The following is a 25004-nucleotide window of genomic DNA, read 5'->3' on the forward strand; positions in this document are numbered from 1 at the left end:
TCGAAGCGGAGCAGGGGCGGCAGGTCCGGGCGGAGCGTGCTCAGGTCATGTGATTGCGCACAAATTGTCGCAACCGGTCAGACCAAAATCATCGCCGATGAATGCGGCGCCTTTACGCTGCGGGCCTCCAAAGCTGCTGCTCCAGGGATGGGATATGTCGACACCTACCGATCAAGACTTCGATTCCGTTCACCCGGCCAGCCCGGCCCGGCGTGCTTTGTCGCTGGGCTTGGGTCTGTTCCCGCTGCTGCCCGTGTTGCACGGCTGCGGCGGCAGTGCCGGCTCTGGGCCCCAGGCGGACGCCGCTGTATCCGAGGCGCCTGCTGCCGCGCCAGAGAGCTTGTCGCCAGCTGCCGGAATCCAGCCGCCCGCGACGACCCAGCGTCAGCCCGCGTCCGTCACGGGCGTGTTCCAGCATCCGGGCCTGCTCGTCACGGAGCCGGACTTCGCGCGCATCCGTGACCTGATCAAGACCGGTCAGCAACCTTGGACGAACTGGTACAACAAGCTGTGCGTCGACAAGTTCGGCGGCTTGGAAACTCGACCCTATCCGTTGGCGGGCGTCTACCGGCAGGATGGCAGCAAGAACAACCTCTACGTCGACATCTGGCGCGCCTGGAGCTTGGCGCTGCGCTGGAAGCTGTCGGGTGACGATCGCTTCGCCGACAAGGCGGCGGAGTTCCTGGACGCCTGGGCGAACACGCTGAAGGTGGTCGGCACCGTCCCGCCGGGGTCGACCGCCCATGACGACCACACCTTCATCCTGATGGCCGGCATGCAGGGCCACCAGCTCGCGCAGATCGGCGAGATCCTGCGTACCTACTCCGGTTGGCCACGGGAGAACCTGAAGCGCTTCCAGGACATGCTGATGACGGTGTTCGCGCCCATCTCCTCGTGGTTCCTCAGCGAGGGCCGCATCGGGTCCCACGCCAACTGGGACATGGCCTCCATGGTCGGCGCCATGGCCATCGGCATCTTCTGCGACAACGCCGAGCTGTACCGGCAGGCCGTCGATGCGTACGCCTGCAACAACCGCGGCAAGCTGCGGAACTTCGGCAACGGCTCGGCCCTGCACGGCGTGTACTACCTGCACCCCGGCCACTTGGGGCAATGGGAGGAGAGCGGGCGCGATCAGGGGCACGCGACGCTGGGCATGTCGCTCGGCGGCGACGTGATGGAAATGGCCTGGAACCAGGGCGACGACCTCTACGGGCTGTACAACAACCGCTTCCTCGCGGCCGCCGAGTACGTGGCGCGGACCAACCTGCAGGACGAGAACGGCAAGCCCTACCCCATGCCGTTCGTGCCTGAGCAGAACCCGACCGCGCCGCACACCAGCCAATGGACGGAGGTGGCCTTTGGTCCCACCCCTGACGGCAAATACATCGGATTCGGGCGCAATTGCTGGGAGCCGATGTTCAACCACTATGTCAACCGCCTGGGAATAGCGGCACCGAACGTCGCGCGCATGGTGCCGTACTGCGAGGCGAAGTACGGCGGCAGCAGCGACGACATCTGGTGGCCGACGCTGATCCATCGCCGCGTGCCGTATGCCGGGCCGATGAAGCCGCCGTCCGGCCTCACGGGTCATCTGAATGACGGCCGCGTGCTGTTGTCGTGGTGGGGGAGCGTGGGAGCAACGTCCTATCTGGTGCAGCGCGGCACGTCACCCAGGGGCCCCTTCACGACGGTGGCCACGGTGGCTGCGGACCAGCTGCTCACCTACACCGATGCACCGTCCAACGGCGTCTGGTTCTACCAGGTCGTTGCGCAAGGTCCGGGCGCGCCGCGTGCCGGCTCCAACACGGTTCGAGTCGCGGCCCCTGGCGAGCTGCGCTTTCGCATGCCGCTGGGCGGCGTGACCGGCACGGCCCCTGTCGGCGTGCTGTTGAATCCGGATGGCGTCGCGACGCCCGTGGAGGGCAAGCTGCTGGACGGCGTGACTTGGGGCGAAGGGCGCAACAAGGACCAGGCTCCCGCGTTCGATGGCAAGTCAGCGGGCATCCAGCTGCCGGCGGGTCTGTTCAACAACCTGGACGACTTCACGGTGTCGATATGGACCTATGCCAACGGGTACCGCTGGAACACCTGCATCCTGTTCGCCGGGACCGATGCCAATTCCGCCCTCGGCATTGCCGCTCAGGCCGGCCGAGGGGGACTGCAGTTCGGAATATTCGGCGCCACCGGAAACGACATTCGTGCGGTGGAAGGCCCCAGTGCCCTGCCCACGAGGCGCTGGGTTCATGTGGCCTACACGCAGAAAGGCACGACGGGGCGGCTTTATATGGATGGCAATGAGGTGGCGAATGCGGACCACATGACGCTGTCGCCGCGTCAGGTGGGAGACCAGGTGACCTTCCTGGGGCGCAACTGGGGGCACCCGGCATTCAACGGCCGCCTGCAGGACTTCCGCATCTATGCCGGAGCCCTGAGCGCCGCGGAGATTGCCGCACTCGCCAAGAGCGCCTGACAGACTGCTGGCAGCGGACGGCCGCGGATGGCGAGGCGGGAGCGGCCGGTCTCCCGGGGCAAGCTGTGTCTGTCGGGACATCAGGTCATGATCGAAGCGGATCGCGGGCTCCATCGGGCCATCGTCACCGAGCAGGCAGGTCTGCAGTCCCCTGCCCGGCAGACGAGCTGGGCAGTCAGGCACCTAAGCTCAATCCAACGCCGCCTCCGCCTTTTGATCCATGCCAGGATCGACGCGTTTCCCGATGTCTTTCAGCCTCGCCAACTTGTCCACGACCGAAGGCGCGTCGTCGAGGCCAATGACGAAGTTCCACAGGTAGGTCATCACCGAGTAGATGTGGCCAGCCTTGACACCGATGCCAGTGGACAGCTCGTAGATCGCGATGGCGAAGAGCGTGGCCGCTGCCGCGCCGATGATCAAGTACGCGGTCGCTTCCCGGTCAGAAAGGCGCACTCGCAGCATCGCGAGCGTTCGATAGTGGCGCGTCAGCGTGGACGCGCCGACCGAATCGACAAGACGAACTTCCTTCTCGAGCCTGGTGTTCAGTCGACCGTGGAGTTCCTCGTTCTTGCGGGCAAATCCCGGCATCAGCATGGCGCAAAGAATCAAGGCGAGAAGGCACGCCGCGCCCAGCCATGGTTCGAGCCACAAGAGCATGCCGACCGCGCCAACGAGCGCGATCAGAGCCGTCGCAATGATCGGAATGTGGTCCTCGAAGAAGTCGACGAACTCTCGGGCCAGCACAACGCGCGCTGCTGCCGTCGAAGTGCTCTGCTGTTGTGAACGCTGTCTGAGCACCACCGGCACGGCCAGTTCGGCGTAGATGGTCGTGAACGTCCTTGTGTCCACGGCCCGGCGGATGGCGCCAATGACCCAGAAGGCCATCACCACGCCCGCGTAGAGCATGGCCCTGAAAAGGTTTCCCTCCAGGATCGCGTTGATGGCGAAACCGGCGAACAGCGGATACGCCACCATGAGCGAGTTTTCCAGGAGCACCAGACCGAACGTCAGCGTCAGCTTGCCGGCGTGCACCTTGCTCAGGGCAGTCAACGTTTGAAGCGCAGATTGCTGCCCAGGACCTTGCGACCGCGTCGGTCCCGCTTGCGGCGTCTCGTAATTCATGGAATCTCTGTTGAAGGTAAGCGCATCGCTGCTCCCGACGCGGTGTATGAGGCCTGCGGCGAGGACCCGGCACGCGGCGCGGCATGTTTGCGATACGTCGTCGGAGGCGACTGCTCCGGGACGAGCACTCTCTCGCGATCAGATGGAGATTGCGTTGCGCATCCGTGGACGAGCGGTGGATCCAGATGCTGGACACAGGCGCGACCGAAGCGAACACCGCCGTGGGAAGCGGCGGCGCCGCCCCGCGTGAAGATGCGGCAACCGGTCATCGATGTGCTCCATCGAATCTCAATGGATTCGCAGTGAGCGCTCCATCGTCGGGTTGGAGACTCGGGCTCGCCGAGACCAAGGTTCCGTGACTCCCATGAGGAGCGCAGGTCAGGTCCGGCGTCGTCTTCGTCGTTTCCGCTTTGCCTGAACCCCGCCGATGAGCCCATTCCCGAGCCGGGGGCCGCGATCCTCGCGCCGCCTTCCGTCGCCCACTCCCCGCCTGATGCCACACGGCCTGGCTCTCACGCTGGTCACCGCGCTGGCGCTGACGGGCTGCGTCAACCTGGCACCGGACTACCGCCGTCCCGAGGCCGCCGTTCCGAGCAGGGCCGGCTCTGCGTCGGCCACCGGCGCGCCCGAACTGGAGTGGCGGGCGATGTTCCTCGACCCGCGCGTTCGCGGCGCCGTTGCCCTGGCGCTGCGCGAAAACCGCGACCTGCGCGTGGCGGCGCTGCAGGTCGAGCAGGCCCGTGCCGTCTTTCGCCAGACCGATGCGCAGCGCCTGCCCGCGGTGGGCGCCACCGCCGGCGCAACGCGCAGCGGCATCGCGGGCCGGGTCACGCAGCAGGCGTCGATGCAACTGGCGCTGTCGAGCTTTGAGCTCGATTTCTTCGGCCGCGTGCGCAATCTGAGCGCTTCGGCCGAAGCGTCGCTGCTGGGCGCCGCCGAATCGCGCCGCAGCGTCCAGATCTCGCTGGTTGCCGAGACCGCGAGCGCCTGGCTGACCTGGGCCGCCGACCTGGAGCGCCAACGGCTCGCGCAGCAGACGCTGGACAGCCAGCAGCGCTCGCTGGCGCTGACCCGCCGCCGACATGCGGCGGGCGCGGTGTCGGGCCTGGTGCTTGCGCAGGCGGAGACGGCGGTGCAGAGCGCGATTGCGGAGGCCGCCGCCTATCCCGCGACGATCGCGCAGGACCGTCATGGTCTGGAGCTGCTGCTCGGCGCGGCGCTGCCCGCGGACTTCGAGCCGCACGCCGACGACGCGCTGGCAACGGTGAGCCTGCTGGTCGATTTGCCCGCCGGCGTACCGTCGAGCGTGCTGCAACGCCGTCCCGACGTACTCGCGGCCGAGCATGCGCTGATCGCCAGGCACGCCGACATCGGCGCGGCACGCGCGGCGCGCTTCCCGTCCATCAGCCTGACCGCGAGTGCGGGCACCGGCAGCAGTGCGCTGTCCGGGCTGTTCAAGGCGGGCAGCGGCTCATGGAGCTTCGGCCCCTCCGCCTCGCTGCCGATCTTCGATGGTGGCGCGCGCGACGCGGCCGTGCGCCAGGCCGAGGCCAGCCGCGACATCGCGCTGGCGACCTACGACAAGACGGTGCAGACGGCGTTCCGCGAGGTCGCCGACGCGCTCGCCGTGCGCGCGACGCTGGCTGATCGGCTGGCCGCGCAGCAGGCGCTGCTGGACTCGGCGGAGCGCCAGCTCCGTCTGGCGCAGGCGCAGTACCGCGCCGGCAGCACGACGCAGCTGGACCTGCTGGACGCGCAGCGCTCGCTGGTCGGCGCGCAGCAGGCGCTGGTGACGCTGCGGCTGAGCGAGCAGCTCAACCGCATCACGCTCTACAAGGTGCTCGGCGGCGGCTGGCGAGAGGGCGAAAGCGGCAGAGACGGCCGAGCAGGCGAAGCGGCGACACGGTCGCCACAACTGTGAAGCGCGCGACGGCTGGCTCGTCGCGGCGTGATCAAGGATCGAGGGATTTCCAATGAAGCAATGGATGAGGCCGGGCCGGCTGGTGCTGGTCGTGGCGGGGCTCGCGGCTGCGGGCGTGGCGGTGAAGATGATCTGGTTCAGCCCACTGCCGCCGCCGCAGGTGACGTCGGCCGCGGTCGAACGCGGCGACCTGGAGGTCAGCGTGCTGGCCACCGGCACGATCAACGCCTTCAAGCTGGTGAGTGTCGGCGCCCGTGCATCCGGCGAGGTCAAGCGGCTCGCGGTGGCGCTGGGCGACAGGGTCAAGGAAGGCCAGTTGATCGCCGAGATCGACGCGCTGACGCAGCGCAACGAGTTGCGCGATGCCGAGGCCTCGCTGCGCAGCGCCCGAGCGCTGTTGACCGCGCGGCGGGCGACGCTGGAGCAGGCCGACCTCGCCGCGAAGCGGCAGCGCGAGCTGGCCTCGGGCGATGCCGGCGCGCGCGCCGATCTGGAAACCGCGGAAGCGGCGCTCAACACCGCGCGCGCCGATGCCGAGTCGCAGCAGGCCATCGTCGCGCAGGCCCGCATCAAGGTGGACACCGCGCGGCTGAACCTGGGCTATGCGAAGGTGCTGGCGCCGATGGACGGCACCGTCGTTGCCATCGTCACCGAACAGGGCCAGACGGTGAACGCCACGCAGAGTGCGCCCACCATCATCAAGCTGGCGCGGCTGGACACGATGACGATCAAGGCGCGCATCTCCGAAGCCGACGTGCCGCGAGTCAAGATCGGCATGCCGGTGCACTTCGCGCTGCTGGGGGAGCCCGACCGCCGGATCCGGGCCACGCTGCGCGCGGTCGAGCCCGGCGACACGGGGCTGGCCGACGCGGCGAATGTCTCGGGCTTGTCGACGTCGACCGTCTCGGGCGCGGCCAACGCGATCTACTACAACGGTATCTTCGACGTGCCCAATCCCGACGGCACGCTGCGCATCAACATGACGGCGCAGACGTCCATCGTGCTGACGCAGGCCAAGGGCGTGCTGTCGATCCCCGTGGCGGCGCTCGGCCCCCGCGAGGGCAAGACCGACCGTTACCGGGTTCGCGTGGTGGGCGAGGACGGGCAGCTTGAGGACCGGGAGGTCCGCATCGGCCTGAACAACCGTGTTCGCGCGCAGGTCCTCGATGGGCTGGAAGAAGGAGAGAAGGTGGTCACTTCCGAGGCCAAGCCGTCCGCGGGCGCCAGCGTGGCTGATGCCATGGGGTTCGGCGACGAGCTTCGTCCGTCGCCGTTGGAGAACTGAGCATGGCGGCCCTCCTTGAACTGCGCGGCCTCGTCCGCGAATATCCGGCCGGCGAGGGCACCGTGGCGGTGCTGCGCGATGTCGACCTGACGATCGAGGCTGGCGAGATGGTCGCCATCGTCGGTCCGTCGGGCTCCGGCAAGTCGACGCTGATGAACATCCTGGGCTGCCTGGACCGGTCGACCCGCGGCAGCTACCGCGTTGCCGGCCAGGAGACCGGCGCGATGGGGCCGGATGAGCTCGCCCGGCTGCGGCGCGAGCATTTCGGCTTCATCTTCCAGCGCTATCAGTTGCTGGGCGACCTGGACGCGGTCGGCAACGTCGAGATCCCGTCGATCTACGCCGGCGCGCGGACCGAGCACCGGCACGCGCGCGCGAAGGCGCTGCTCGCGCGGCTGGGGCTGGCGGAGCGGCTGCATCACCGGCCGGGCCAGCTGTCCGGCGGTCAGCAGCAGCGCGTGTCGATCGCGCGGGCGCTGATGAACGGCGGCGACGTGATCCTGGCCGACGAGCCCACGGGCGCGCTCGATCAGGCCAGCGGCCGCGAGGTGATGAAGATCCTCGAGGAGCTGCATGCCGACGGTCACACCGTGATCCTGGTGACCCACGACGCACAGGTGGCCGCGCATGCGCAGCGCGTGATCGAGATCAGCGACGGCGTCATCGTCGCGGACCGCCGCCGCCCGGATGCGGCGCCACCAGCGGAGATGGCCAAGCCGGACCCCGCGCCGGCGGGGCCGGCCTGGGCCGCGGAGCTGGCGCGCGTGGCCGAGGCCACGCGCATGGCGCTCAAGGCGATGCTGGCCCACCGGCTGCGCGCGCTGCTGACGATGCTCGGGATCATCATCGGCATCGCCGCGGTGGTGGCGGTCGTCGGGCTGGGGCAGGGCATGCGGGAGAAGGTGCTGGCGGACATCAACTCGATGGGGACCAACACGATCGAGGTGATGGCGGGCGAGGGCTTCGGCGACCGGCGCGCCGCCACGATCCGGACGCTGAGCGCCGCGGATGCGGATGCGCTGGCGCACCTGAACTACGTCGACAGCGTGACGCCCTCCGTCATCGTCAACAGCGGGCTGCGTTATCGCAACGTCGATGTGTCGGCAAGCGTGACCGGCGTGGGCGCGCAGTTCTTCCGCGCGCGAGGCTACTCACTTGCCGAAGGCCGCGCCTTCGATGCCCAGGGGGAGCGCACGCTGGCGCAGGACGCGGTGATCGACGCAAGCACCCGCAAACGCCTGTTCCGCAACGGCGAGCCGGCGCTCGGCGAGGTCATCCTGCTGGGCAGCGTCCCGGTTCGCATCGTCGGCGTGACGGCGAAGAAGAGCAGCGCTTTCGGCAACGACAACTCGCTCAACGTCTGGATCCCTTACACGACGGCGATGAATCGCATCAATGGTCAGGACCACGTGAACAGCATCACCCTGCGCGTCAACGGCGCGGTGTCCAGCGCCGCGGCCGAGCAAGGCATCCGCGCGCTGCTGACGCAGCGACACGGGTCTACCGACTTCTTCCTGTTCAACAGCGACAGCATCCGCAAGACGGTCGAGAAGACCACCGGCGTGATCACGCTGCTGATCTCTTCGATCGCGTTCATCTCGCTGCTGGTGGGCGGCATCGGCGTCATGAACATCATGCTGGTGTCGGTCACCGAGCGCACCGGTGAAATCGGTGTTCGCATGGCCGTCGGTGCGCGGCAGACGGACATCCTGCGGCAGTTCCTCATCGAGGCGGTGCTGGTCTGCCTGATAGGTGGCGGGCTGGGCGTGGTGCTGGCGATCGGCGCAAGCCAGGTCTTCAACCATTTCGCCGAGGCGGCGGGCTTCAGGATGATGGTCTCGACGAGCGCCATTGCGGGGGCCGTTGCCGTGTCCTCGATGATCGGCGTGATCTTCGGTTTCCTGCCCGCGCGCAACGCGGCCCGGCTCGACCCGGTCGACGCACTGGCGCGGCCATGAGGTCATGGGGCAGGGGAGCGCGTCGGTCCGGTGGAGCGCCTGCCGATTTTTGCGCCGCTCTGAGCTCCTGGGCCGACTCGCTGGACAGCGATCTGGCGGCCGTGGCCGCCGAGACTGAAGCGCTGCAACCGGGCCGGCCTGCCGGCGAACGTCAATGGCCCCGGCGCGAGAAGCTGGCGGCGCACCCGCCGCGCCGCCAGCTCTCATGAGAACTTACTCAATGTTCTGCACCTGCTCCCGCAGCTGCTCGATCGCCACCTTCATCTCCACCGAGATGTTGGTCAGCTCGATGGCCACTGCCTTCGAGCCCAGCGTGTTGGCCTCGCGGTGCAGCTCCTGCATCAGGAAGTCCAGCCGCTTGCCGATCTCGCCGCCCTTCTTCAGCAGCCGCTCCACTTCGTCCAGGTGCGCGCGCAGCCGCGTCAGCTCCTCGGCCACGTCGATGCGCAGCGCATAGGCCGCGGCCTCGTTGATCGCGCGTTCCTGCAGCGTCTGCTCGGAGATCGTCTGCGTCGCGCCCGTGGCGCTCAGCGCCTCCTGCCAGCGCTCCAGGAAGCGCTCCCGCTGCCGCTGCACCGCCGCGGGGATCAGCGGCTCGGCCTGTGTGGCGAGGTCCCGCAAAGTGGCGACGCGCTGCTTGAGCATCGTCACCAATTTGCCGCCTTCGCGCTCGCGCGCCTCCAGGAATCCCTTGATGCACTGGCGCGCCGCCTCGAGCACCGTCTCGTCGTTCGCGCCGCCGCCCGTCGCGCCGGTCTTGCACCAGTTCAGCGCCTCCTGGACGCTCAATCCCTGCGCCTTCGGCAGCCACGTCTGCACCTGCGATTCCAGCCGCGCGAGCCGGTTCAGCTGCTCTGGCTGCGGGTTCGGCCACGAACTGTCGGCATCACGCTGCGCGCTGATGCGCAGTTCGATCTTGCCGCGCTTGACGCTCCCCGCCACCAGCTCGCGCAGCGCCGGCTCCAGCGCGCGCAGCTCGTCGGGCATGCGGAAACTCAGGTCCAGGAAGCGTCCGTTCACCGAGCGCGCCTCCACCGTGACGGACGGCGCGGACGCCGGGCTAGGGGTTTCGCCGGGGTGCGCGGGTTGTGCCGTGGCGCTGGCATAACCGGTCATGCTGTAAACTGGCATCAGCTATCGGTAGAACAATCGAACCGCGATTATGTCAAAGCCGAAACCGGCGCCCTTGCCCGCAGGCACGGTGGTGGGGGGCTATCAGATCATCAAGAAGCTGGCTGCGGGTGGATTCGGCGTCGTTTATCTCGCCGAAGACCCCGACCATCATTTGGTGGCTCTGAAAGAATACCTCCCCTCGTCCCTTGCAGAACGATCCCCAGGCGAACTCACGCCTCGAGTGAAGCCAGAAAAGCAGCCCCTGTACCGCCTGGGGCTGCGGAGCTTTTTCGAGGAGGGACGCTCCCTCGCGCAAATTTCGCATCCGAGCGTCGTCTCGGTGCTGAATTTCCTGCGCGAGAACGAGACCGTCTATATGGTCATGAATTACCTGCAAGGCGATACCTTGCAGGATTTCATCGTGACCGCGCGTGATTTGAAACGCGACAAGGTCTTCCGCGAATCGACCATCCGGTCGCTGTTCGACGAGATTCTCAAAGGCCTGCGCATCGTGCATCAGCACAAGATGCTGCACCTGGACATCAAGCCGGCCAATATCTTCATCACCAACGACAACAAGGCGGTGCTGCTCGATTTCGGCGCGGCGCGCGAAGTGCTGTCCAAGGAAGGCAACTTCATCCGGCCGATGTACACGCCCGGCTTCGCCGCGCCCGAGATGTACCGCCGCGACGGCTCGCTGGGCCCGTGGACCGACATCTACGCCATCGGCGCCTGCATCTACGCCTGCATGCAGGGCTACCCGCCCAACGACGCGCCGCAGCGTCTGGAGAAGGACCGCCTCGGGCTGTCGCTCTCGCGGCTGCGCAACGTCTACTCCGACAACCTGCTCGAGGTCACCGAGTGGTGCATGTCGCTGGACCCGCTGACCCGGCCGCAGAGCGTCTTCGCGCTGCAGAAGGAACTCTCGCGCGAGACCGAGCGCCGCTACACGAAGCTCAGCTTCAGCGAGCGCCTGAAGCTGCAGCTGGAGAACCTGAAGACCGGGGCGAAGGCGTGAAGTTCTCCGTCTACCAGGTGAGCCGCCGTGGCGGCCGGGAGAAGAACGAGGACCGCATGGGGTATTGCTATACCCGCGAGGCCGGCCTCTTCGCGCTCGCCGACGGCATGGGCGGCCACCCCGACGGGGAGGTCGCCGCGCACCTCGCGCTGCAGAACGTCGCGGCGCTGTTCCAGCGCGACGCGCAGCCCGTGCTGAAGGAGCCAGCGCGCTTCCTCGAGACCGCGGTCCTGCTCGCGCACCAGCAGCTGCTGGCCTACGCGGCCGAGCGCAACATGAACGACACGCCGCGCACGACCATCGTCGTCGGCGTGATGCAGCAGGGCCAGATCTGGTGGGCCCATTGCGGCGACTCGCGCATGTACCTGCTGCGCGAGGCCGAGCTGATCGCCCGCACCCGCGACCACTCCTACAGCGAGCTGCAGGAGGCGCTGGGCCGCCATGCGACCGGCGCCGAGCGCTTCAACCGCCATGTGCTGTTCACCTGCCTGGGCAGCCCCGGCAAGCCGATGATCGACGTCAACGGCCCGGTGCTGCTGCAGAACGGCGACCGCATGCTGCTGTGCTCGGACGGGCTGTGGAGCTCGGTCAGCGACGCCGACATCCTGCGCCACCTGTCGGACAGCCGCTCGGTCGGCGACGCGGTGCCGGAGCTGGTCGAGCTGGCGCTGCGCCAGGCCGGCGCGCGCAGCGACAACGTGACGGCCCTGGCGGTGGAATGGGAAGGCGAGGGCGATGCGCCCGACTCCATCTCCACGCAGGACCTCGATGACCAGGGCTTCGCCTCCACGATCCAGGGCGCGGCCCAGGACGTGCAGCTCGACGAAGCCGAGATCGATTCCGCCGTGCGCGAGATCCAGGACGCGATCCGCAAGGCCGGCAAGAAGCCCCACTGAAGGAATTTCTCATGAGCCATGCCAGCCGCCCGAACGGGCGCGCGGCCGACGCCCTGCGTCCGGTGCGCATCACCCGCCAGTACACCCGGCATGCCGAAGGCGCCGTGCTGATCGAGTTCGGCGAGACCAAGGTGCTGTGCACCGCCTCCGTCGAGGAGAAGGTGCCGCCGCACAAGAAGGGCAGCGGCGAAGGCTGGGTCACCGCCGAGTACGGCATGCTCCCGCGCGCCACCCACACGCGCAGCGACCGCGAGGCCGCGCGCGGCAAGCAGACCGGCCGCACGCAGGAGATCCAGCGCTTGATCGGCCGCGCGCTGCGCGCCGTCTTCGACCTGTCCAAACTGGGCGAGCGCACCATTCAGCTCGACTGCGACGTGATCCAGGCCGACGGCGGCACCCGCACCGCGGCCATCACCGGCGCCTACGTCGCCGCGCATGACGCGGTCAGCTGGCTGATGTCGCAGGGCAAGATCGCCGCGTCGCCGCTGAAGGACGCGGTGGCCGCGATCTCGGTGGGCATTCATGAAGGCCACGCGCTGCTGGACCTCGAGTACGTCGAGGACTCCGCCTGCGACACCGACATGAATGTGGTCATGACCGGCGCGGGACACTTCGTCGAACTGCAGGGCACGGCCGAGGGCGTCGCGTTCACGCGCGCCGAGGTCGACGTGCTGCTGAACCTGGCCGAGAAGGGCATCCGCGAACTGCTCGCCGCGCAGCGCGAGGCGCTCGGCCTGAAGTAATTGCGGTCTGGAGTGGAGCAAGCGATGAAGTTGGTCCTGGCCTCCAACAATGCGAAGAAGCTGAAGGAATTGCAGGCGCTGTTCGAGCCGCTGGGCATCGAGCTGGTCACGCAGGGCAGCCTCGGCATCCCGGAGGCGGAAGAGCCCTTCCACACCTTCGTCGAGAACGCGCTGACCAAGGCGCGCCACGCCGCCCAGGCCAGCGGCCTGCCGGCGCTGGCCGACGATTCGGGCCTGGCGGTCGAGGCGCTGGGCGGCATGCCCGGCGTGCTGTCGGCGCGCTATGCGACGCTGTTCGGCCGCGAGAAGAGCGATGCCGAGAACAACCGCGTGCTGCTCGAGAAGCTCGATGGCATCGAGGATCGGCGCGCCCGCTTCGTCTGCGCGCTGGTCGCGGTGCGCTCGGCCGATGATCCCGAGCCGCTGATCGCGATGGGCCGCTGGCAGGGCGAGATCCTGCGCGCCGAGGAAGGCGAGGGCGGCTTCGGCTACGACCCGCTGCTGTTCATTCCCGAGCTGGGCAAGAGCGTCGCGGCGCTCGGCGCGGAGCTCAAGAACCGGCTGAGCCATCGCGCGCTCGCGTCGCAGGACCTGCTGCGCCAGATGCGCCAGAGCTGGCACCTGGGCTGATCCCGTGGCCGACATCATCCGCATGATGCGGCCCGGCACGCTGACGCTGCCGTCGCTGCCGCCGCTGTCGCTGTACGTGCACCTGCCGTGGTGCCTGCGCAAATGCCCGTACTGCGACTTCAACTCGCACGAGTACCGCGATGGCCGCGAGCTCGGCGCCAAGACCGCGCGCGAATACCTGGCCGCGCTGCGCGCGGATCTGGAAGCGGCGCTGCCGCTGGTCTGGGGCCGGCCCGTCGTGTCGGTCTTCATCGGCGGCGGCACGCCCAGCCTGTTCGCGCCGGATCAGATCGCCGAGCTGATCTCCGACCTGCGCGCGCGGCTGCCGCTGGAGCCGGGCTGCGAGATCACGATGGAAGCCAACCCGGGCACCTTCGAGAAGGAGCGCTTCGCCGGCTTCGCGCAGGCGGGCGTGACGCGGCTGTCCATCGGTGTTCAGAGCTTCGACGACCGCAAGCTGCAGGCGCTGGGGCGCGTCCACAGCGGCATGCAGGCGCGCGCGGCGATCGAGGAGGCGGTCCGCGCCTTCGCGACTTTCAACATCGACCTGATGTATGCGCTGCCCGGGCAGACGCTGGCGGAGCTGGACGAGGACCTGCGCCTGGCGCTGTCCTTCGAGCCGCCGCATCTCTCGGTCTATCACCTGACGATCGAGCCCAACACGCGCTTCGCGAACGCGCCGCCGGAGCATCTGCCGGATCCGGACCTGGCCAGCGAGATGCTGGACCTGATCACCGCGCGGACCGGCGAGCGCGGCATGTCGCGCTACGAGGTCTCGGCCTATGCACGCGATGGCCATCGCTGCACGCACAACACCAACTACTGGCAGTTCGGCGACTACCTGGGCATTGGCGCGGGCGCGCACACGAAGCTGAGCTTCGCGCACCGGATCCTGCGGCAGGTGCGCTGGCGCGATCCGGCCACCTTCATGCAGAAGGCGGCCGAGGGCCAGGCGGTGTCCAACGAGCACGAGGTCACGCGCAGCGAGCTGCCCTTCGAGTTCATGCTGAATGCGCTGCGCCTGCGCGAAGGCGTGACGATGCAGAGCTTCCTGGAGCGCACCGGCCTGCCGCCGTCGGCGATCGCCAAGGCCATGGAGCAGGGGCGCGCCAAAGGCCTGCTCGATCCCGATCCGGCGCTGATCCGTGCGACGCCGCGCGGTTTCGATTTCCTCAGCGATCTGCAGGAGCTGTTCCTGGCGCCGTGAGCGCGTCACCGCGTGCCATGGGGGTCACCATCCCCGTGGACAGGCAGGTCCGCGCGCCGTCCAACGCCGCGCGCGACTCCGCGATCTCCGCGTGCAGCCACGCGATGAAGGCGCGCACGGCGGGCTCGTCGCGGACCTTGGGCGGATACACCACGTGATAGCGCTGCGGCTCCTTGAGCATTGCCTGGCGCGGCGCGACGCGCACCAGCCGGCCGTCCAGCAGCGCATCGGCGGCCAGCAGCTCGCGCGTCAGGCCCACGCCCATGCCTTGCTCGGCGGCCTGCAGCAGGATGCCGAAGTCATTGAAGATCGCCACCGGCACGACCTGGCGCCGCAGGCCGGCCTGCGCGAACCAGTCTTCCCATTGCCCGGCGTCGCCCAGCAGCGGCGCCTGCGCGAGCGCCTCCAGCGGCTGTCCGATGAGCTGGTGCGCCAGCGCCGGTGAGGCCACCGGCAGCATGGACAGGTCGAACAGCGGCTCGCTCTCGAGCCCAGGCCAGGGACCCAGCCCCTGGCGCAGGCCGATGTCGAAGCCCTCGCGCTCCAGGTCGACGACGCGCGGCGAGGCCTCGATCTCGATGGTGACCTCCGGATGCAGCGCGTGCCAGCGGCCCAGCCGCGGCAGCAGCCAGCGCTGTGCGAACGAAGGCAGCATCGTGACGCGCAGGCTGCGTTGCTCGACGCCATGGGCGGAGGCCGCGGCGCGCAGCGCCTGGTCGAGCTCCTGGTAGGCGCGCTCCACGCCACGCAGCAGCGCGGAGCCGGCCGCGTTCAGCACCACGCGCCGCCCTTGGCGATCGAAGACCGGAAAGCCGAGCTGCACCTCCAGCGCGCGGATCTGCTGGCTGACCGCGCTGTGCGTGAGATTCAGTTCCTCGGACGCGGCGCGCAGGTTCTGGTGCAGCGCGGCGGCACGGAAGGCGGCCAGGTACTGGAGCGGAAGGCGGGGGCTGCGCATCGGCGGGGCGTCCTTGTCTGGGCGGTGGGAGGCATTCTGGAAAGCCAGTCTGCACAAGGAGGCAAGGATATAGCGTTTGGAAGCGCCTTCTTGGGCATCTAGCATTACCAGCACTGATTCAAACGGCCTGTGCCGCTGAATCGATCCCCCACCCCCCGATGCCAGAAGGAACGACCATGAACGAGCCCGTCATCACCTGCCGCCCGGACGCCGGCCGCTTGCCCGCGACGGCCTGCTACGCCTATTCGCCCTGGGAGCGCTTCCCCGTGATTGGCCCGGCGCTGACCGTGCTGATCGCGATCCTCGGGGCGCTGGCGCTGGTCTCGAACGCCAACGCCTTCAACGACGTCAACGCCGAGTTGCAGATCGCGGCGCGCGAGCAGCGCCTGGCGAAGGCGGAGGCCGAGCGCGTCGCCCGCGCCCAGGCCGCGCGCCGGGCCGCGTTGCTGGCGAGCGCCACGCCGGCCAAGGCCGCGGGCGCTGCTCCCGAGCCGCCCGCGGCCGCGCCGGCGCCCGCCAGGAAGGAGCCGCGTCCCCAGTGACGCGTTCCCTCAGTGGCCGGTTTCAGGCACCGGCAGGTCGGGCTGATGCCACAGCGGATCGCCCGGCGCGACGTGGCTCGTCAGGTAGGCGTCGAGCTTGCGGTCGAAGGCTGTCTGCGTCGTCGTCTCACCTTCCGGATCGCCTTCGATGATCCGGAGGTAGGCGGCGGCGACACGCCGGAAGTCCTCCGACTCGCGGTCTTCCAGCGCGCGCAGCACGCGGTCGACCTTGCCCGATTTGATTGCCTCGCCGAAGTACTCGCCCTCGAAGTGCGGGAACTGCGTGTGGATGCGCCCCAGGCCGGCCGCGCCGACGGCGGCGCGGATGCTCGCGTTCATCGTCCACATCGCGTTGCGCTGATAGCCGCGCGCGGTCCGCGCGAAGCGCGTGTCGGCGTCATGGATCACGGTGTAGGGCACCTCGAAGTGGTTGAGGATGCGCGCGAACATCGGCAGGTTGGCCTTGCCCAGCGCGTTGATGACGTGCACGTCCCGCCCCAGGTCCTGCGCGACGCTCAGCAATGCGATCTGCTCCGTCGCGCCCTCGACCAGCACGATGTCGTCGTAGAAGAAGAACTCGTTCACCACCGGGTTGCAGGCACGGATCATCTTCAGGCGCTCGCGTTCCTCGGCGTTGAAGGAGACCTGGTCCGTCGAGATGAAGTGCGGCGCCGCGCCCGGCGAGTTGTCCACGCGGATGATGGTCGTGTGGTCCTTGGACAGGTCGATGAAGATCGGCGAGTGCGTCGTTGCGATCACCTGCCAGTCCGGATTGCCCAGCGCGAAGGCGTACAGCGCCTCGCGGGCGCCGCGGATGGTGGGGGGATGCAGGAAGGCCTCGGGCTCGTCGATCAGCAGGATGCGCGGCTGGGACGGGTCGGCGGCGCGGCGGCGCGGGCCCGATGACATCACCGACAGCGTCGACCACAGCAGCGCGCGCTGCAAGCCGGTGCCCTGCAGCTCGAGCGGCGCGCTCGAGCCATTCGTCACCCGCAGATAGGAATCGGCGGCGATCAGTTTCTCGTCGAGGGCGTCCTTGGAACGCGGGACCAGCTCGATCGACGTGCCCGGAAACACCTGCCCGACGTGGCGCGTGATGCGCTCGGACACCTCGTCAAAGGCCTGCCTCGCGCCGGCGAAGATCTGCTGCGCCAACTGCTCGATCTGCTCGAAGGCGGCCTGCGTCTGGCTGGCGTCGGCCTTCAGGCTCTGCTTGACGTGCTCCTTGAGCATGGCCAGCAGCCGGGCCTGCGTCGTGTCCATCGGGTCCGTCGGCCGGATGCGCACGGGCTGCGGGATGCGGCTCATGATCAGCGCATCGAAGCCGCCCAGTCCGCCATCCTCGAAGGCGGCCGTGTCGGGGTCGTAGGACTGCTTGCGGGCGCGCTCGTGCGGCGCCCGCCACACGTAGCGGAAGGCGACGCAGTCGCCGAAGTCCGCGTGCGGAAAGCGCCAGCCCCGGCCGATGCGCGCTTCGTCCTCGTCCGAGACCTCGTCGAAGAAGCCGGTGATGACGATCGGGACGCTCGGGTCCTGGTTGTGGAAATGGCCCGAATCCAGCGGCGCGCCGCTGGAGGCCAGGGCCTCGTAGGCGTCCAGGATCGTGGACTTGCCGACGTTGTTGCGGCCGATCAGCACGACGATCTCGTCGATGCGGATCAGGCAGCCCGTCGGGCCGATGCTCTTGAAATTCTCGATGTGGAATCCAGCCAGGCGCATGGCGCTCCTCCAGGTTGATGAAGACGCTCCGGGACAGCGGGGCTGCCTGGAGCGCTTCTGCGTGGAGGGGGAGTGGCTGGCGGGTTCGGAATCGAGTGGTTGTCAGACGCGGTTCAGCGACGCGCCCACGGTGCTGCGCAGGCGCTCGATCAGCCGCGTGGCGATCTGGTGCAGCGGCAGGACCTCGTCGGCCGCGCCGGCATTGATCGCCTCGCGCGGCATGCCGAAGACGACGCAGGTGGCCTCGTCCTGCACGAGGTTGTAGGCGCCCGCGTCCTTCATCGCCTTCATCGCCTTGGCGCCGTCCGCGCCCATGCCGGTCAGCATGATGCCCAGCGCATTGGGGCCGACCACGCGCGCGGCGGAGTTGAACAGCACCTCGACCGAGGGCTTGTGGCGGTTCACCGGCTCGCCGTCCTGCACGCGCGCGATGTAGTTGGCGCCCGAGCGCTCGACGCTGAAATGCATGCCACCCGGCGCGATGTAGCCGTGGCCGGGCAGGATGCGCTCGCCGTCCTGCGCCTCCTTGACGCGGATCTTGCACAGGCCGTCCAGCCGCGCCGCGTAGCTGCGCGTGAAGCCCGGCGGCATGTGCTGCGTGATGCAGACCGCGGGGCAGTCGGCCGGCAGGTTGATCAGCACGTCCTTGGTCGCCTCGGTGCCGCCAGTGGAGGCGCCGATGAAGATGAGCTTCTCGGTGGAGAGCCGGCCCAGGCTCGCGATCGGCGCGGCCGGCTTCAGGGGCGGCGTCGTGCCGCCGGCCGGGGCCGGGGCGCCGGGTGCCGCGGCCGGGCCCGGCGCGTGCAGGCGGCGGATGTGCGCCTTCGACGCGATGCGGATCTTGTCCGTGATGTCCTGCGCCAGCGCCCGGATGCCGTCGGCCACGCCGATCTTGGGCTTGGCCACGAAGTCCACCGCGCCCAGCTCCAGCGCCTTGAGCGTGACCTCGGCGCCGCGCTCGGTCAGCGTGGACACCATCACGACCGGCATCGGCCGCAGCCGCATCAGCCGCTGCAGGAAATCCAGGCCGTCCATCTTCGGCATCTCGACGTCCAGCGTGATCACGTCCGGGTTGAGGTTGCGGATCATCTCGCGCGCCGCGAGCGGGTCGCTGGCCGCGCCGACGCACTGCATGTCGGGCTGCCGGTTGATGATCTCGGTCAGGATGCTGCGCACCAGCGCGGAATCGTCGACGACGACGACGGTGGTCTTGGCCATGGCTTCTTACTCCTCGGAACTTCGGGACGTCTGGCCGTCTCAGAACAGATCGATCGAGCCGCCGCTGCTGGCCACCGGCTGCGCGCGCTGCGCGGCCGCCTTGTCCTGCTGGACCAGCGCGTCGGTGTTGGTGGGCGCCAGACGCTTGACCATGGCCTTGCCGCTCTTGGGCAGGAAGCACACCTTGCGCGGGTACACGTCCATCACGTCCTTGGACACGATGGGGATGCGCTCCAGCTTCAGGAAGTCGATGACGAAGTTGGTGTTGCGCTCGCCCACGTTGATCGTGTTCATGCCGGAGATGACCGCGCCGCCGCCGAAGATCTTCGCCTCCATGCGGCTCTTGGCGGCGCCGCGCTTCATCATCTCGTTGATCAGCAGCTCCATCGCGAAGGAGCCGTAGCGGCCCGAGTCGCCATGGCCCTCGGGCAGCATGAAGTGGTTCATGCCGCCGATCTGCGCGTGGCGGTCCCACAGGCAGGCCGCGATGCACGAGCCCAGCGTCGTCATGACGAGCAGATCGTCGTTGTCGACGAAGTACTCGCCCGGCAGCACCTTGACCGCGGCGTTCTTGAAGTGGGCGTCGTAGAAGAAGAACGAGGCTTCGCCGTTCTTGCGGGACACCAACTTCAACTGGGCCACGCGCTGCGCGCCGGCGCTGGCCATCGCCGCGCTTTGCTGCAGGGCCGAGGAGGCGGAAGGCAGGGTCATGGGATGGTTCCGTTAAACGCGCTCGTAGATCGTCTTGCCGCGCAGGCGGAAGAGATCGCGGGAATCGGTGAAGTTCTCGGAATGCCCGACGAACAGCAGCCCGCCCGGACGCATCACCTTGTGGATGCGCTCCAGGACCTTGCGCTGCGTCGGCGCGTCGAAATAGATCATCACGTTGCGGCAGAACACGATGTGGAAGGGGTCGCCCAGCGGCCACGAGGTGTGCATCAGGTTCAGCGTCCTGAACTCGATCATCTTGGCAAGCTCGGGCTTGACGCGGATGCGGCCCTCGTTGGCGCCGGTGCCGCGCAGGAAGAACTGCTTGAGCCGCTGCGGCGACAGCCCGCGCGACTCGGCCGCGTAGACGCCGCGCCGGGCCGTGTTCAGCACGTTGGTGTCGATGTCGCTGGAGACGATCTGCACGCCCGCGCCGCTGCCCAGCGACTCCTGGCAGGTCATCGCGATGGAGTAGGGCTCCTCGCCGGTCGAGGCCGCGCAGCACCAGATCCGGATCGGCTTGCCGGTCAGCGCCTTGAGGTCGTCGTTGAGCGAGAGGAAGTGATGGTCCTCGCGGAAGAAGGAGGTCAGGTTGGTGGTCAGGCAGTTCACGAACTCCTGCCACTCCTGGTCGCCTTGCGCGCCGCTGACGCTCTCCAGCCAGTTCAGGTAGTCGGCGAAGCTCTTGTGGCCGGTGTCGCGCAGCCGGCGCGACAGCCGGCTGTAGACCATCGCATGCTTGCCGTCGTGCAGCGAGATGCCAGCGTGTTGATAGATCAGCTGGCGGACCCGTTCGAAGTCGGCGCGGCTGAAGCTGAACTCGTGATCGATCGCCTCGACGGGCGACGGCGTCGCGAGCGAGACCGGTTGACCTTGGCGCATGGGGCTGTATTGGACTTCTTCGAAGGTGGGATGCCGTAGCACCGGATGGCCGCCATTGTCGGCAATCGTTAGTTTGATTGTGTTCGGTCGGAATGATGTGTGAAAGAGGTGGGGGGAAGCCCTCTTTTCTGCGCGCTCATTTGGGGGGGAAGCCGCTAGACTCCGCCCGAAATTGCCCCATCCGATCTTGGACGCTCCCCACAGTCTCATTGCCGCGCACAAGTTGCGCCTGGACCTGGCCTTGCAGCTCCTGCAGCAGGCCGGGGCGATGCTGCCCGACGCGGAGCCCTACTCCGAGGCCTGGCTGCAAGGCATCCTCGACGCGCTCTGCGACCTCTCGAGCAAGGACGCGTTGACCGGGCTGGTCAACCGCCGCAGCTTCGAAATGGCGCTGGGACGCGAGGTGGACCGGGTGGCGCGGTCCGGAGAGCCGGCGCTGCTGCTGGTGCTGGACATCGACCACTTCAAGGCGGTCAACGACACCTACGGGCATGCCGCCGGCGACCTGGTGATCCGCGCGGTCTCGCAGGCGATCGGCCAGACGGTGCGGCCGATGGACACGGTGGCCCGGATCGGGGGCGAGGAATTCGCCATCATCCTGCCCAACTGCCCGACCTCGTACGGCGTGACGGTGGCCGAGCGCATCCGGCAGCGGGTGCAGGCGCTGGCCGTCAGCATGGGCAGCGGCCAGCCGCCGCTGACCTGCACGATCAGCATCGGTGGGGCGTTCGCGCCGCAGTGGGTGCGGTCGTCGACGCTGATCTGGACCGAGCGGGCCGACCGCCAGCTCTACCGCGCGAAGGCCGAGGGCCGCAATCGCGCCTGTCTCGAGAGCCATGTCGACTCGCTGGTCAGCGCCGAGGAAAAAGGCATGTTGTTCGCCGTAACGCAACAGGATAGTGAATGAGCATGACAACAGCTCCTGCTGCACCGAAAGCCCGCGCAGGCGCTCGCACCTTGGCCGTCACGAGCGGCAAGGGCGGCGTGGGCAAGACCTTCGTCACCGCCAACCTGGCGGCGGCCCTGGCCGCGCGCGGCGAGCGCGTGCTGGTGCTGGATGCCGACCTCGGCCTGGCCAACCTGGACGTGGTGCTGAACCTGCACCCCAAGCTGACGCTGCACGACGTCTTCACCGAACGCTGCACGCTGGAGCAGGCGATCCTGCCGGCCCCGGGTGGCTTCCACGTGCTGCTGGCGGGCTCGGGCATGGTGGAGTACTCGCGCCTGACGCCTGACGTGCGCGACAAGCTGCTGCACATCCTGGAGGTGGTGCGGCCACGCTTCGATTACGTGCTGCTGGACACGGGGGCGGGCATCTCGGACGTGGTGCTGTTCGCCGTCTCGATGGCGCATGACGTGCTGGTCGTGGCGACGCCGGAGCCGACGTCGCTGACGGACGCGTACGCGACGATCAAGGTGCTGGCGACCCAGCAGGAGCGCCGCCAGGTGCACCTGATCATCAACCAGGCCAACCGGCCGGGCGAGGGCAAGCTGATCTGCGGCCAGCTGCAGCAGGTGCTGCAGCGCTTCGTCGGACCGGCGCCGGGCCAGAGCTTCAAGCTCGAGCTGCTGGGCGAGGTCAAGAACGACGCGATGGTCCGGCAGGCGGTGCTCAAGCGCCAGTTGCTGCTGGAGCACTACCCGGGCTGCGACGCCGCCCAGGGCATCCGCGGCCTGGCCGCCAAGGTGCTGGAACAATCCGCCGGTCATCCCTGATCCGCGGCCGCAGCGGCCGCATTCCCCTGCCGATGTCCGATTCCCCTGAAACCGGCGCCCCTCGTGGCGCCGGCACCCCGGCGGGTGCCGCGCCCGCCACCCCCTTCGAGTGGGTCGGCGGCGAGGAGGCGGTGCGCCGCCTCGTCGACCGCTTCTACGACCTGATGGACGTGGAGCCGCGCTACGCGCAGCTGCGGGCGATCCACCCGACGACGCTGGACGGCTCGCGCGACAAGCTGTTCTGGTTCCTGTGCGGCTGGCTGGGCGGTCCGGACCACTTCGTCGAGCGTTTCGGCCATCCGCGTCTGCGCGCGCGTCACCTGCCGTACCGCATCGGCATCGCCGAGCGCGACCAGTGGATGTCGGCGATGACGCAGGCGATGGCGGAGTGCGAACTCGACGTCGAGCTGCAGCGGCGCCTGGCCGCGTCCTTCGCCCATACGGCGGACTGGATGCGCAACGTCTGAGTCCCGACGGCCCGGCCGCGTGGCGGCTGGCGAGACATCGGTTCGCAGGGCGGCGGCGCCGAAATGATGTAAACGGCGCGGGCAGCGTGCATATCTGACACCGGCCCGGACCGCGTGCCCGGCCCGGTGATCACGTGGCGGGGGCCTTCGTCTACTGTCTGGTCCATGATGGAAACCCTGCTCGACGACGATGTGGTCGGCATCGATGCCAATCCCGACCTGCTGCACGTGAGGATCGACGACGGCCGTCTCTGGCTGTCCGAGGATGCCCGCGAGGACATCGAGGTCTGCGCTGGCTACTGCCCCGACACGGACAGCCCGATCCAGATGCTGAATTTCCTGCGCGCGGCCTGCGTGCGGCTGCAGCATGTGGACATGGACTGCGACGAGGCCGAACACGCCTTCATGTCGTTCTGCGTGCTCAAGGGACTCGAGCATGCGATCGAGACCCACTGGCAGGGCGCCGACACGGTCGGCGAGTTCCGCCCGGAGCGCCTGCTGATGGCGTTCACGACGCCGGTGTCCCCCTACGGCAGCCTGATGCTGCACTGAGCGGGGCGGCCGTCAGGCCGCGTTCAACAGCACCATCAGCGCGCCGCTGCCGCCATCGCTGGCGCGGGCCTGGACGAAGGCCAGGACCTCCTGCTTCTGCACCAGCCAGCGCCGCACGCGCGCCTTGAGCACCGGCTCCTTGCCGGGCGAGCCATTGCCCTTGCCGTGGACCACCCGCACGCAGCGCAGCCCGCGCCGCGCGCTGTCGTGGATGAACTGGCCGAGCGCCTCGCGCGCCTGGTCGCGGCGCAGCCCGTGCAGGTCGATCTGCGCCTGCAGCGACCAATGCCCCCGTCTGAGCTTGCGCACCGACTCCGCCGAGATCTCCGGGCGGCGGAAGGACAGCGTCTCGTCGGTCTCCAGCAGCGAGTCGACGTCGAAATCATCCGACAGCGCCTGCCGCCAGGCCCGCTGTTCATCGAGCTCGCGCTGGCGCGGCTCCGGCTCGGGGCGGCCGGGATGCAGGAGGACGCGGTTGGCGTCGGGCAGCGGGATCACGTCGCCGACGCTGCGCTCGAAGATGCGCGCCTCATGCTCGCGCAGCCGCGCCAGCGCGGCTTCGCGCTCGCGGCGTTCCTCCTCCGCGCGCTGGCGGAGCTTCAGTTCTCGATGCAGCGTCTGCAGGTCTTGCAGGCTGCGCAGTCGGTCGGTCACAGCAGGCCCAGGTCGGTCATCGATACGGGATCGCCCGCGCCGACGATGAAGTGGTCCAGCACCTTCACGTCCACCAGGGCCAGCGCCTGGGCCATCGCGCGGGTCAGCGTGAGGTCCTGGGGCGACGGTTCGGCATGGCCGGAAGGATGGTTGTGGACCAGCACGGCCGCCGCGGCGTTCAGGGCCAGCGCGCGCTTCACCACCTCGCGGGGGTAGGCAATGGTATGGGATACGGTGCCCTGGAACAGGGTCTCCAGGGCGATCAGCCGATGGCGGATGTCCAGGAACATCACGGCGAAACACTCGGATTCAAGGCCGCCATACGTGATCCTGAGGTAATCGCGCACCTGCCCGGCGGACTCGAAGACCGGCGCCCGGGAGAGCGGGCGGCGGAACACGCGGCGCGAGATCTCCAGCACCGCCTGGACCGTGGTGCGCTTGGCCGGCCCCAGGCCCTTGATCCTGGCCAGCTCGTCCTGGCCGGCGCGCATCAGGCCGTCCAGGCCGCCGAATTCGTCGAGCAGCTCGCAGGCCAGGTGCAGTACCGGCTGGCCTGGCAGGCCGGTGCGCAGCAGGATGGCCAGGAGCTCGGCGTCGGCGAGGGCGGCGGGGCCGAGGTCGCGCAGCTTCTCGCGCGGACGCAGCGCCGGCGCAAGGGCATGGAGGGAGGCGGAGGGCGGGAAGTCGGCGGTCAGGACGGTCATGACGGCTTTCGGCGGAAGGACCACGGCGCTCCAGCCTAAAATCGCGCCTCGATTCCCAAAATCCCCCTGACTAGTGAACCTCGTTCAACCAGGATCCTTCCTGACCCTGCATTACCGGCTCAGCGGGCCGGACGGCCAGGATCTGATCAACACCTTCGCCGACAAGCTGCCGGCCACGCTGACGCTGGGCGCCGGCGAACTGGCGCCCGCGATCGAGGCGCGCCTGATCGGCCTGGACGAAGGCACCCACACCCGCATCGAGCTGGCGCCGGGCGAGGCCTTCGGCGAGCGCAACCCCGAGCTGCTGCAGCGCGTCAAGCGCAGCCTGATGCGGGAGCTGGGCGATCCGGACGAGGACTACCACGTCGGCGACGTGGTGCAGTTCCCGACGCCGGACGGCCAGGGCCAGTACGCCGGCGTGGTCCGCGAGCTGGGCGAGGACTGGCTGCTGTTCGACTTCAATCACCCGTTGGCGGGACAGCCCGTCAGTTTCGAGGTGCAGCTGATCGGGGTGCTGTGAT

At 68.6% G+C, this 25004-nt stretch carries 24 protein-coding genes; 15 read left to right on the forward strand and 9 right to left on the reverse strand.

Annotated features, from left to right (window positions below; all coding sequences use genetic code 11):
• The first annotated feature begins 97 nt into the window (after positions 1 to 97).
• Positions 98 to 2470: a LamG-like jellyroll fold domain-containing protein gene (locus tag ABDW61_RS07415; RefSeq protein WP_343637734.1), complete on the forward strand. Its 2373-nt coding sequence runs from the start codon at positions 98 to 100 to the stop codon at positions 2468 to 2470.
• Positions 2471 to 2659: 189 nt separating this feature from the next.
• Here the strand turns inward: ABDW61_RS07415 and ABDW61_RS07420 are convergent, their stop codons facing one another.
• Positions 2660 to 3592, reverse strand: coding sequence for an ABC transporter six-transmembrane domain-containing protein (locus tag ABDW61_RS07420; protein WP_343637736.1), 933 nt, complete (start codon positions 3590 to 3592; stop codon positions 2660 to 2662).
• A gap of 493 nt (positions 3593 to 4085) precedes the next feature.
• Here ABDW61_RS07420 and ABDW61_RS07425 point away from each other — a divergent pair, with 493 nt between their 5' ends.
• From ABDW61_RS07425 to ABDW61_RS07435, 3 genes are read left to right on the forward strand one after another with little or no spacing between them, the layout of a single operon-like run.
• Complete coding sequence (locus ABDW61_RS07425) at positions 4086 to 5513, forward strand: efflux transporter outer membrane subunit (protein ID WP_343637738.1); 1428 nt, start codon at positions 4086 to 4088, stop codon at positions 5511 to 5513.
• 52 nt (positions 5514 to 5565) lie between these two features.
• Positions 5566 to 6798, forward strand: a complete 1233-nt coding sequence (locus tag ABDW61_RS07430) for an efflux RND transporter periplasmic adaptor subunit (RefSeq protein WP_343637740.1) — start codon at positions 5566 to 5568, stop codon at positions 6796 to 6798.
• 2 nt (positions 6799 to 6800) lie between these two features.
• The gene (locus ABDW61_RS07435) at positions 6801 to 8756 is read left to right on the forward strand and encodes a MacB family efflux pump subunit (protein ID WP_343637742.1); all 1956 of its coding nucleotides are present in this window, start codon (positions 6801 to 6803) and stop codon (positions 8754 to 8756) included.
• Between the two features lie 213 nt (positions 8757 to 8969).
• On the opposite strand, the gene ABDW61_RS07440 is transcribed toward ABDW61_RS07435, so the two are convergent.
• Complete coding sequence (locus tag ABDW61_RS07440) at positions 8970 to 9887, reverse strand: YicC/YloC family endoribonuclease (RefSeq protein WP_343637744.1); 918 nt, start codon at positions 9885 to 9887, stop codon at positions 8970 to 8972.
• A 31-nt stretch (positions 9888 to 9918) separates the two neighbouring features.
• On the opposite strand from ABDW61_RS07440, the gene ABDW61_RS07445 reads away from it, so the two are divergent.
• Genes ABDW61_RS07445 through hemW form a run of 5 tightly spaced genes read left to right on the forward strand, consistent with a single transcriptional unit; the run spans position 9919 to position 14363 of the window.
• Positions 9919 to 10887, forward strand: coding sequence for a serine/threonine-protein kinase (locus ABDW61_RS07445; protein WP_058936168.1), 969 nt, complete (start codon positions 9919 to 9921; stop codon positions 10885 to 10887).
• Positions 10884 to 11783 carry a PP2C family serine/threonine-protein phosphatase gene (locus tag ABDW61_RS07450; protein WP_343637746.1) on the forward strand — a complete coding sequence of 300 codons (900 nt, stop codon included), beginning with the start codon at positions 10884 to 10886 and terminating at the stop codon, positions 11781 to 11783. The genes ABDW61_RS07445 and ABDW61_RS07450 overlap by 4 nt, the downstream gene beginning before the upstream one ends.
• An 11-nt stretch (positions 11784 to 11794) precedes the next feature.
• Positions 11795 to 12526, forward strand: a complete 732-nt coding sequence (rph, locus tag ABDW61_RS07455; protein ID WP_343637748.1) for a ribonuclease PH — start codon at positions 11795 to 11797, stop codon at positions 12524 to 12526.
• A 24-nt stretch (positions 12527 to 12550) separates the two neighbouring features.
• Positions 12551 to 13156: an RdgB/HAM1 family non-canonical purine NTP pyrophosphatase gene (rdgB, locus tag ABDW61_RS07460; protein WP_343637750.1), complete on the forward strand. Its 606-nt coding sequence runs from the start codon at positions 12551 to 12553 to the stop codon at positions 13154 to 13156.
• 22 nt (positions 13157 to 13178) lie between these two features.
• Positions 13179 to 14363 (forward strand): radical SAM family heme chaperone HemW, encoded by a 1185-nt coding sequence (gene hemW / locus ABDW61_RS07465; protein ID WP_343637962.1) that lies wholly within the window; start codon positions 13179 to 13181, stop codon positions 14361 to 14363.
• On the opposite strand, the gene ABDW61_RS07470 is transcribed toward hemW, so the two are convergent.
• Positions 14329 to 15321 (reverse strand): LysR substrate-binding domain-containing protein, encoded by a 993-nt coding sequence (locus ABDW61_RS07470; RefSeq protein WP_343637752.1) that lies wholly within the window; start codon positions 15319 to 15321, stop codon positions 14329 to 14331. The genes hemW and ABDW61_RS07470 overlap by 35 nt on opposite strands.
• Before the next feature lie 176 nt (positions 15322 to 15497).
• Between ABDW61_RS07470 and ABDW61_RS07475 the strand changes: the two genes are divergently transcribed.
• On the forward strand, positions 15498 to 15863 hold the full coding sequence (locus ABDW61_RS07475; protein ID WP_343637754.1) for a hypothetical protein: 366 nt from the start codon (positions 15498 to 15500) through the stop codon (positions 15861 to 15863).
• Between the two features lie 9 nt (positions 15864 to 15872).
• Here ABDW61_RS07475 and ABDW61_RS07480 read toward each other — a convergent pair whose 3' ends face one another.
• The 4 genes from ABDW61_RS07480 to ABDW61_RS07495 form a co-directional block, all read right to left on the reverse strand.
• Positions 15873 to 17582 (reverse strand): AAA family ATPase, encoded by a 1710-nt coding sequence (locus tag ABDW61_RS07480; protein WP_343637755.1) that lies wholly within the window; start codon positions 17580 to 17582, stop codon positions 15873 to 15875.
• A 102-nt stretch (positions 17583 to 17684) separates the two neighbouring features.
• Positions 17685 to 18800, reverse strand: a complete 1116-nt coding sequence (locus ABDW61_RS07485) for a chemotaxis response regulator protein-glutamate methylesterase (protein WP_343637757.1) — start codon at positions 18798 to 18800, stop codon at positions 17685 to 17687.
• A gap of 39 nt (positions 18801 to 18839) precedes the next feature.
• On the reverse strand, positions 18840 to 19466 hold the full coding sequence (gene cheD, locus ABDW61_RS07490; protein WP_343637963.1) for a chemoreceptor glutamine deamidase CheD: 627 nt from the start codon (positions 19464 to 19466) through the stop codon (positions 18840 to 18842).
• Positions 19467 to 19523: 57 nt separating this feature from the next.
• A complete protein-coding gene (locus tag ABDW61_RS07495) occupies positions 19524 to 20390 on the reverse strand; it encodes a CheR family methyltransferase (protein WP_343637759.1) in 867 nt (288 codons plus the stop codon).
• Between the two features lie 187 nt (positions 20391 to 20577).
• Between ABDW61_RS07495 and ABDW61_RS07500 the strand changes: the two genes are divergently transcribed.
• The 4 genes from ABDW61_RS07500 to ABDW61_RS07515 all read left to right on the forward strand — a co-directional run bounded on the left by ABDW61_RS07500 (position 20578) and on the right by ABDW61_RS07515 (position 23125).
• Complete coding sequence (locus ABDW61_RS07500) at positions 20578 to 21297, forward strand: GGDEF domain-containing protein (protein ID WP_343637761.1); 720 nt, start codon at positions 20578 to 20580, stop codon at positions 21295 to 21297.
• Positions 21294 to 22106, forward strand: coding sequence for a MinD/ParA family protein (locus ABDW61_RS07505; protein WP_343637763.1), 813 nt, complete (start codon positions 21294 to 21296; stop codon positions 22104 to 22106). The genes ABDW61_RS07500 and ABDW61_RS07505 overlap by 4 nt, the downstream gene beginning before the upstream one ends.
• A gap of 32 nt (positions 22107 to 22138) precedes the next feature.
• Positions 22139 to 22573: a group II truncated hemoglobin gene (locus ABDW61_RS07510; RefSeq protein ID WP_343637765.1), complete on the forward strand. Its 435-nt coding sequence runs from the start codon at positions 22139 to 22141 to the stop codon at positions 22571 to 22573.
• Between the two features lie 165 nt (positions 22574 to 22738).
• A complete protein-coding gene (locus tag ABDW61_RS07515) occupies positions 22739 to 23125 on the forward strand; it encodes a hypothetical protein (protein WP_343637767.1) in 387 nt (128 codons plus the stop codon).
• Positions 23126 to 23137: 12 nt separating this feature from the next.
• On the opposite strand, the gene ABDW61_RS07520 is transcribed toward ABDW61_RS07515, so the two are convergent.
• Together ABDW61_RS07520 and radC are read right to left on the reverse strand one after the other, a co-directional pair.
• Positions 23138 to 23779, reverse strand: a complete 642-nt coding sequence (locus tag ABDW61_RS07520) for a Smr/MutS family protein (RefSeq protein ID WP_343637769.1) — start codon at positions 23777 to 23779, stop codon at positions 23138 to 23140.
• Positions 23776 to 24483: a DNA repair protein RadC gene (gene radC, locus ABDW61_RS07525; RefSeq protein ID WP_343637771.1), complete on the reverse strand. Its 708-nt coding sequence runs from the start codon at positions 24481 to 24483 to the stop codon at positions 23776 to 23778. The genes ABDW61_RS07520 and radC overlap by 4 nt, the downstream gene beginning before the upstream one ends.
• 73 nt (positions 24484 to 24556) lie before the next feature.
• Here radC and ABDW61_RS07530 point away from each other — a divergent pair, with 73 nt between their 5' ends.
• The gene (locus ABDW61_RS07530; protein ID WP_343637773.1) at positions 24557 to 25003 is read left to right on the forward strand and encodes an FKBP-type peptidyl-prolyl cis-trans isomerase; all 447 of its coding nucleotides are present in this window, start codon (positions 24557 to 24559) and stop codon (positions 25001 to 25003) included.
• Position 25004 lies beyond the last annotated feature (1 nt).

It is taken from the genome of Roseateles sp. (assembly GCF_039595595.1).
Taxonomy (GTDB): domain Bacteria; phylum Pseudomonadota; class Gammaproteobacteria; order Burkholderiales; family Burkholderiaceae_C; genus Roseateles.

Coding starts and splice junctions, on each gene's coding strand:
- ABDW61_RS07470 (WP_343637752.1), bottom strand. CDS start 15,321: ATGCGCAGCCCCCGCCTTCCGCTCCAGTACCTGGCCGCCTTCCGTGCC.
- ABDW61_RS07510 (WP_343637765.1), top strand. CDS start 22,139: ATGTCCGATTCCCCTGAAACCGGCGCCCCTCGTGGCGCCGGCACCCCG.
- ABDW61_RS07475 (WP_343637754.1), top strand. CDS start 15,498: ATGAACGAGCCCGTCATCACCTGCCGCCCGGACGCCGGCCGCTTGCCC.
- hemW (WP_343637962.1), top strand. CDS start 13,179: ATGATGCGGCCCGGCACGCTGACGCTGCCGTCGCTGCCGCCGCTGTCG.
- ABDW61_RS07425 (WP_343637738.1), top strand. CDS start 4,086: ATGCCACACGGCCTGGCTCTCACGCTGGTCACCGCGCTGGCGCTGACG.
- ABDW61_RS07505 (WP_343637763.1), top strand. CDS start 21,294: ATGAGCATGACAACAGCTCCTGCTGCACCGAAAGCCCGCGCAGGCGCT.
- radC (WP_343637771.1), bottom strand. CDS start 24,483: ATGACCGTCCTGACCGCCGACTTCCCGCCCTCCGCCTCCCTCCATGCC.
- cheD (WP_343637963.1), bottom strand. CDS start 19,466: ATGGCCAGCGCCGGCGCGCAGCGCGTGGCCCAGTTGAAGTTGGTGTCC.
- rdgB (WP_343637750.1), top strand. CDS start 12,551: ATGAAGTTGGTCCTGGCCTCCAACAATGCGAAGAAGCTGAAGGAATTG.
- ABDW61_RS07480 (WP_343637755.1), bottom strand. CDS start 17,582: ATGCGCCTGGCTGGATTCCACATCGAGAATTTCAAGAGCATCGGCCCG.
- ABDW61_RS07485 (WP_343637757.1), bottom strand. CDS start 18,800: ATGGCCAAGACCACCGTCGTCGTCGTCGACGATTCCGCGCTGGTGCGC.
- ABDW61_RS07515 (WP_343637767.1), top strand. CDS start 22,739: ATGATGGAAACCCTGCTCGACGACGATGTGGTCGGCATCGATGCCAAT.
- ABDW61_RS07415 (WP_343637734.1), top strand. CDS start 98: ATGAATGCGGCGCCTTTACGCTGCGGGCCTCCAAAGCTGCTGCTCCAG.
- ABDW61_RS07495 (WP_343637759.1), bottom strand. CDS start 20,390: ATGCGCCAAGGTCAACCGGTCTCGCTCGCGACGCCGTCGCCCGTCGAG.
- rph (WP_343637748.1), top strand. CDS start 11,795: ATGAGCCATGCCAGCCGCCCGAACGGGCGCGCGGCCGACGCCCTGCGT.
- ABDW61_RS07420 (WP_343637736.1), bottom strand. CDS start 3,592: ATGAATTACGAGACGCCGCAAGCGGGACCGACGCGGTCGCAAGGTCCT.
- ABDW61_RS07445 (WP_058936168.1), top strand. CDS start 9,919: ATGTCAAAGCCGAAACCGGCGCCCTTGCCCGCAGGCACGGTGGTGGGG.
- ABDW61_RS07440 (WP_343637744.1), bottom strand. CDS start 9,887: ATGCCAGTTTACAGCATGACCGGTTATGCCAGCGCCACGGCACAACCC.
- ABDW61_RS07430 (WP_343637740.1), top strand. CDS start 5,566: ATGAAGCAATGGATGAGGCCGGGCCGGCTGGTGCTGGTCGTGGCGGGG.
- ABDW61_RS07435 (WP_343637742.1), top strand. CDS start 6,801: ATGGCGGCCCTCCTTGAACTGCGCGGCCTCGTCCGCGAATATCCGGCC.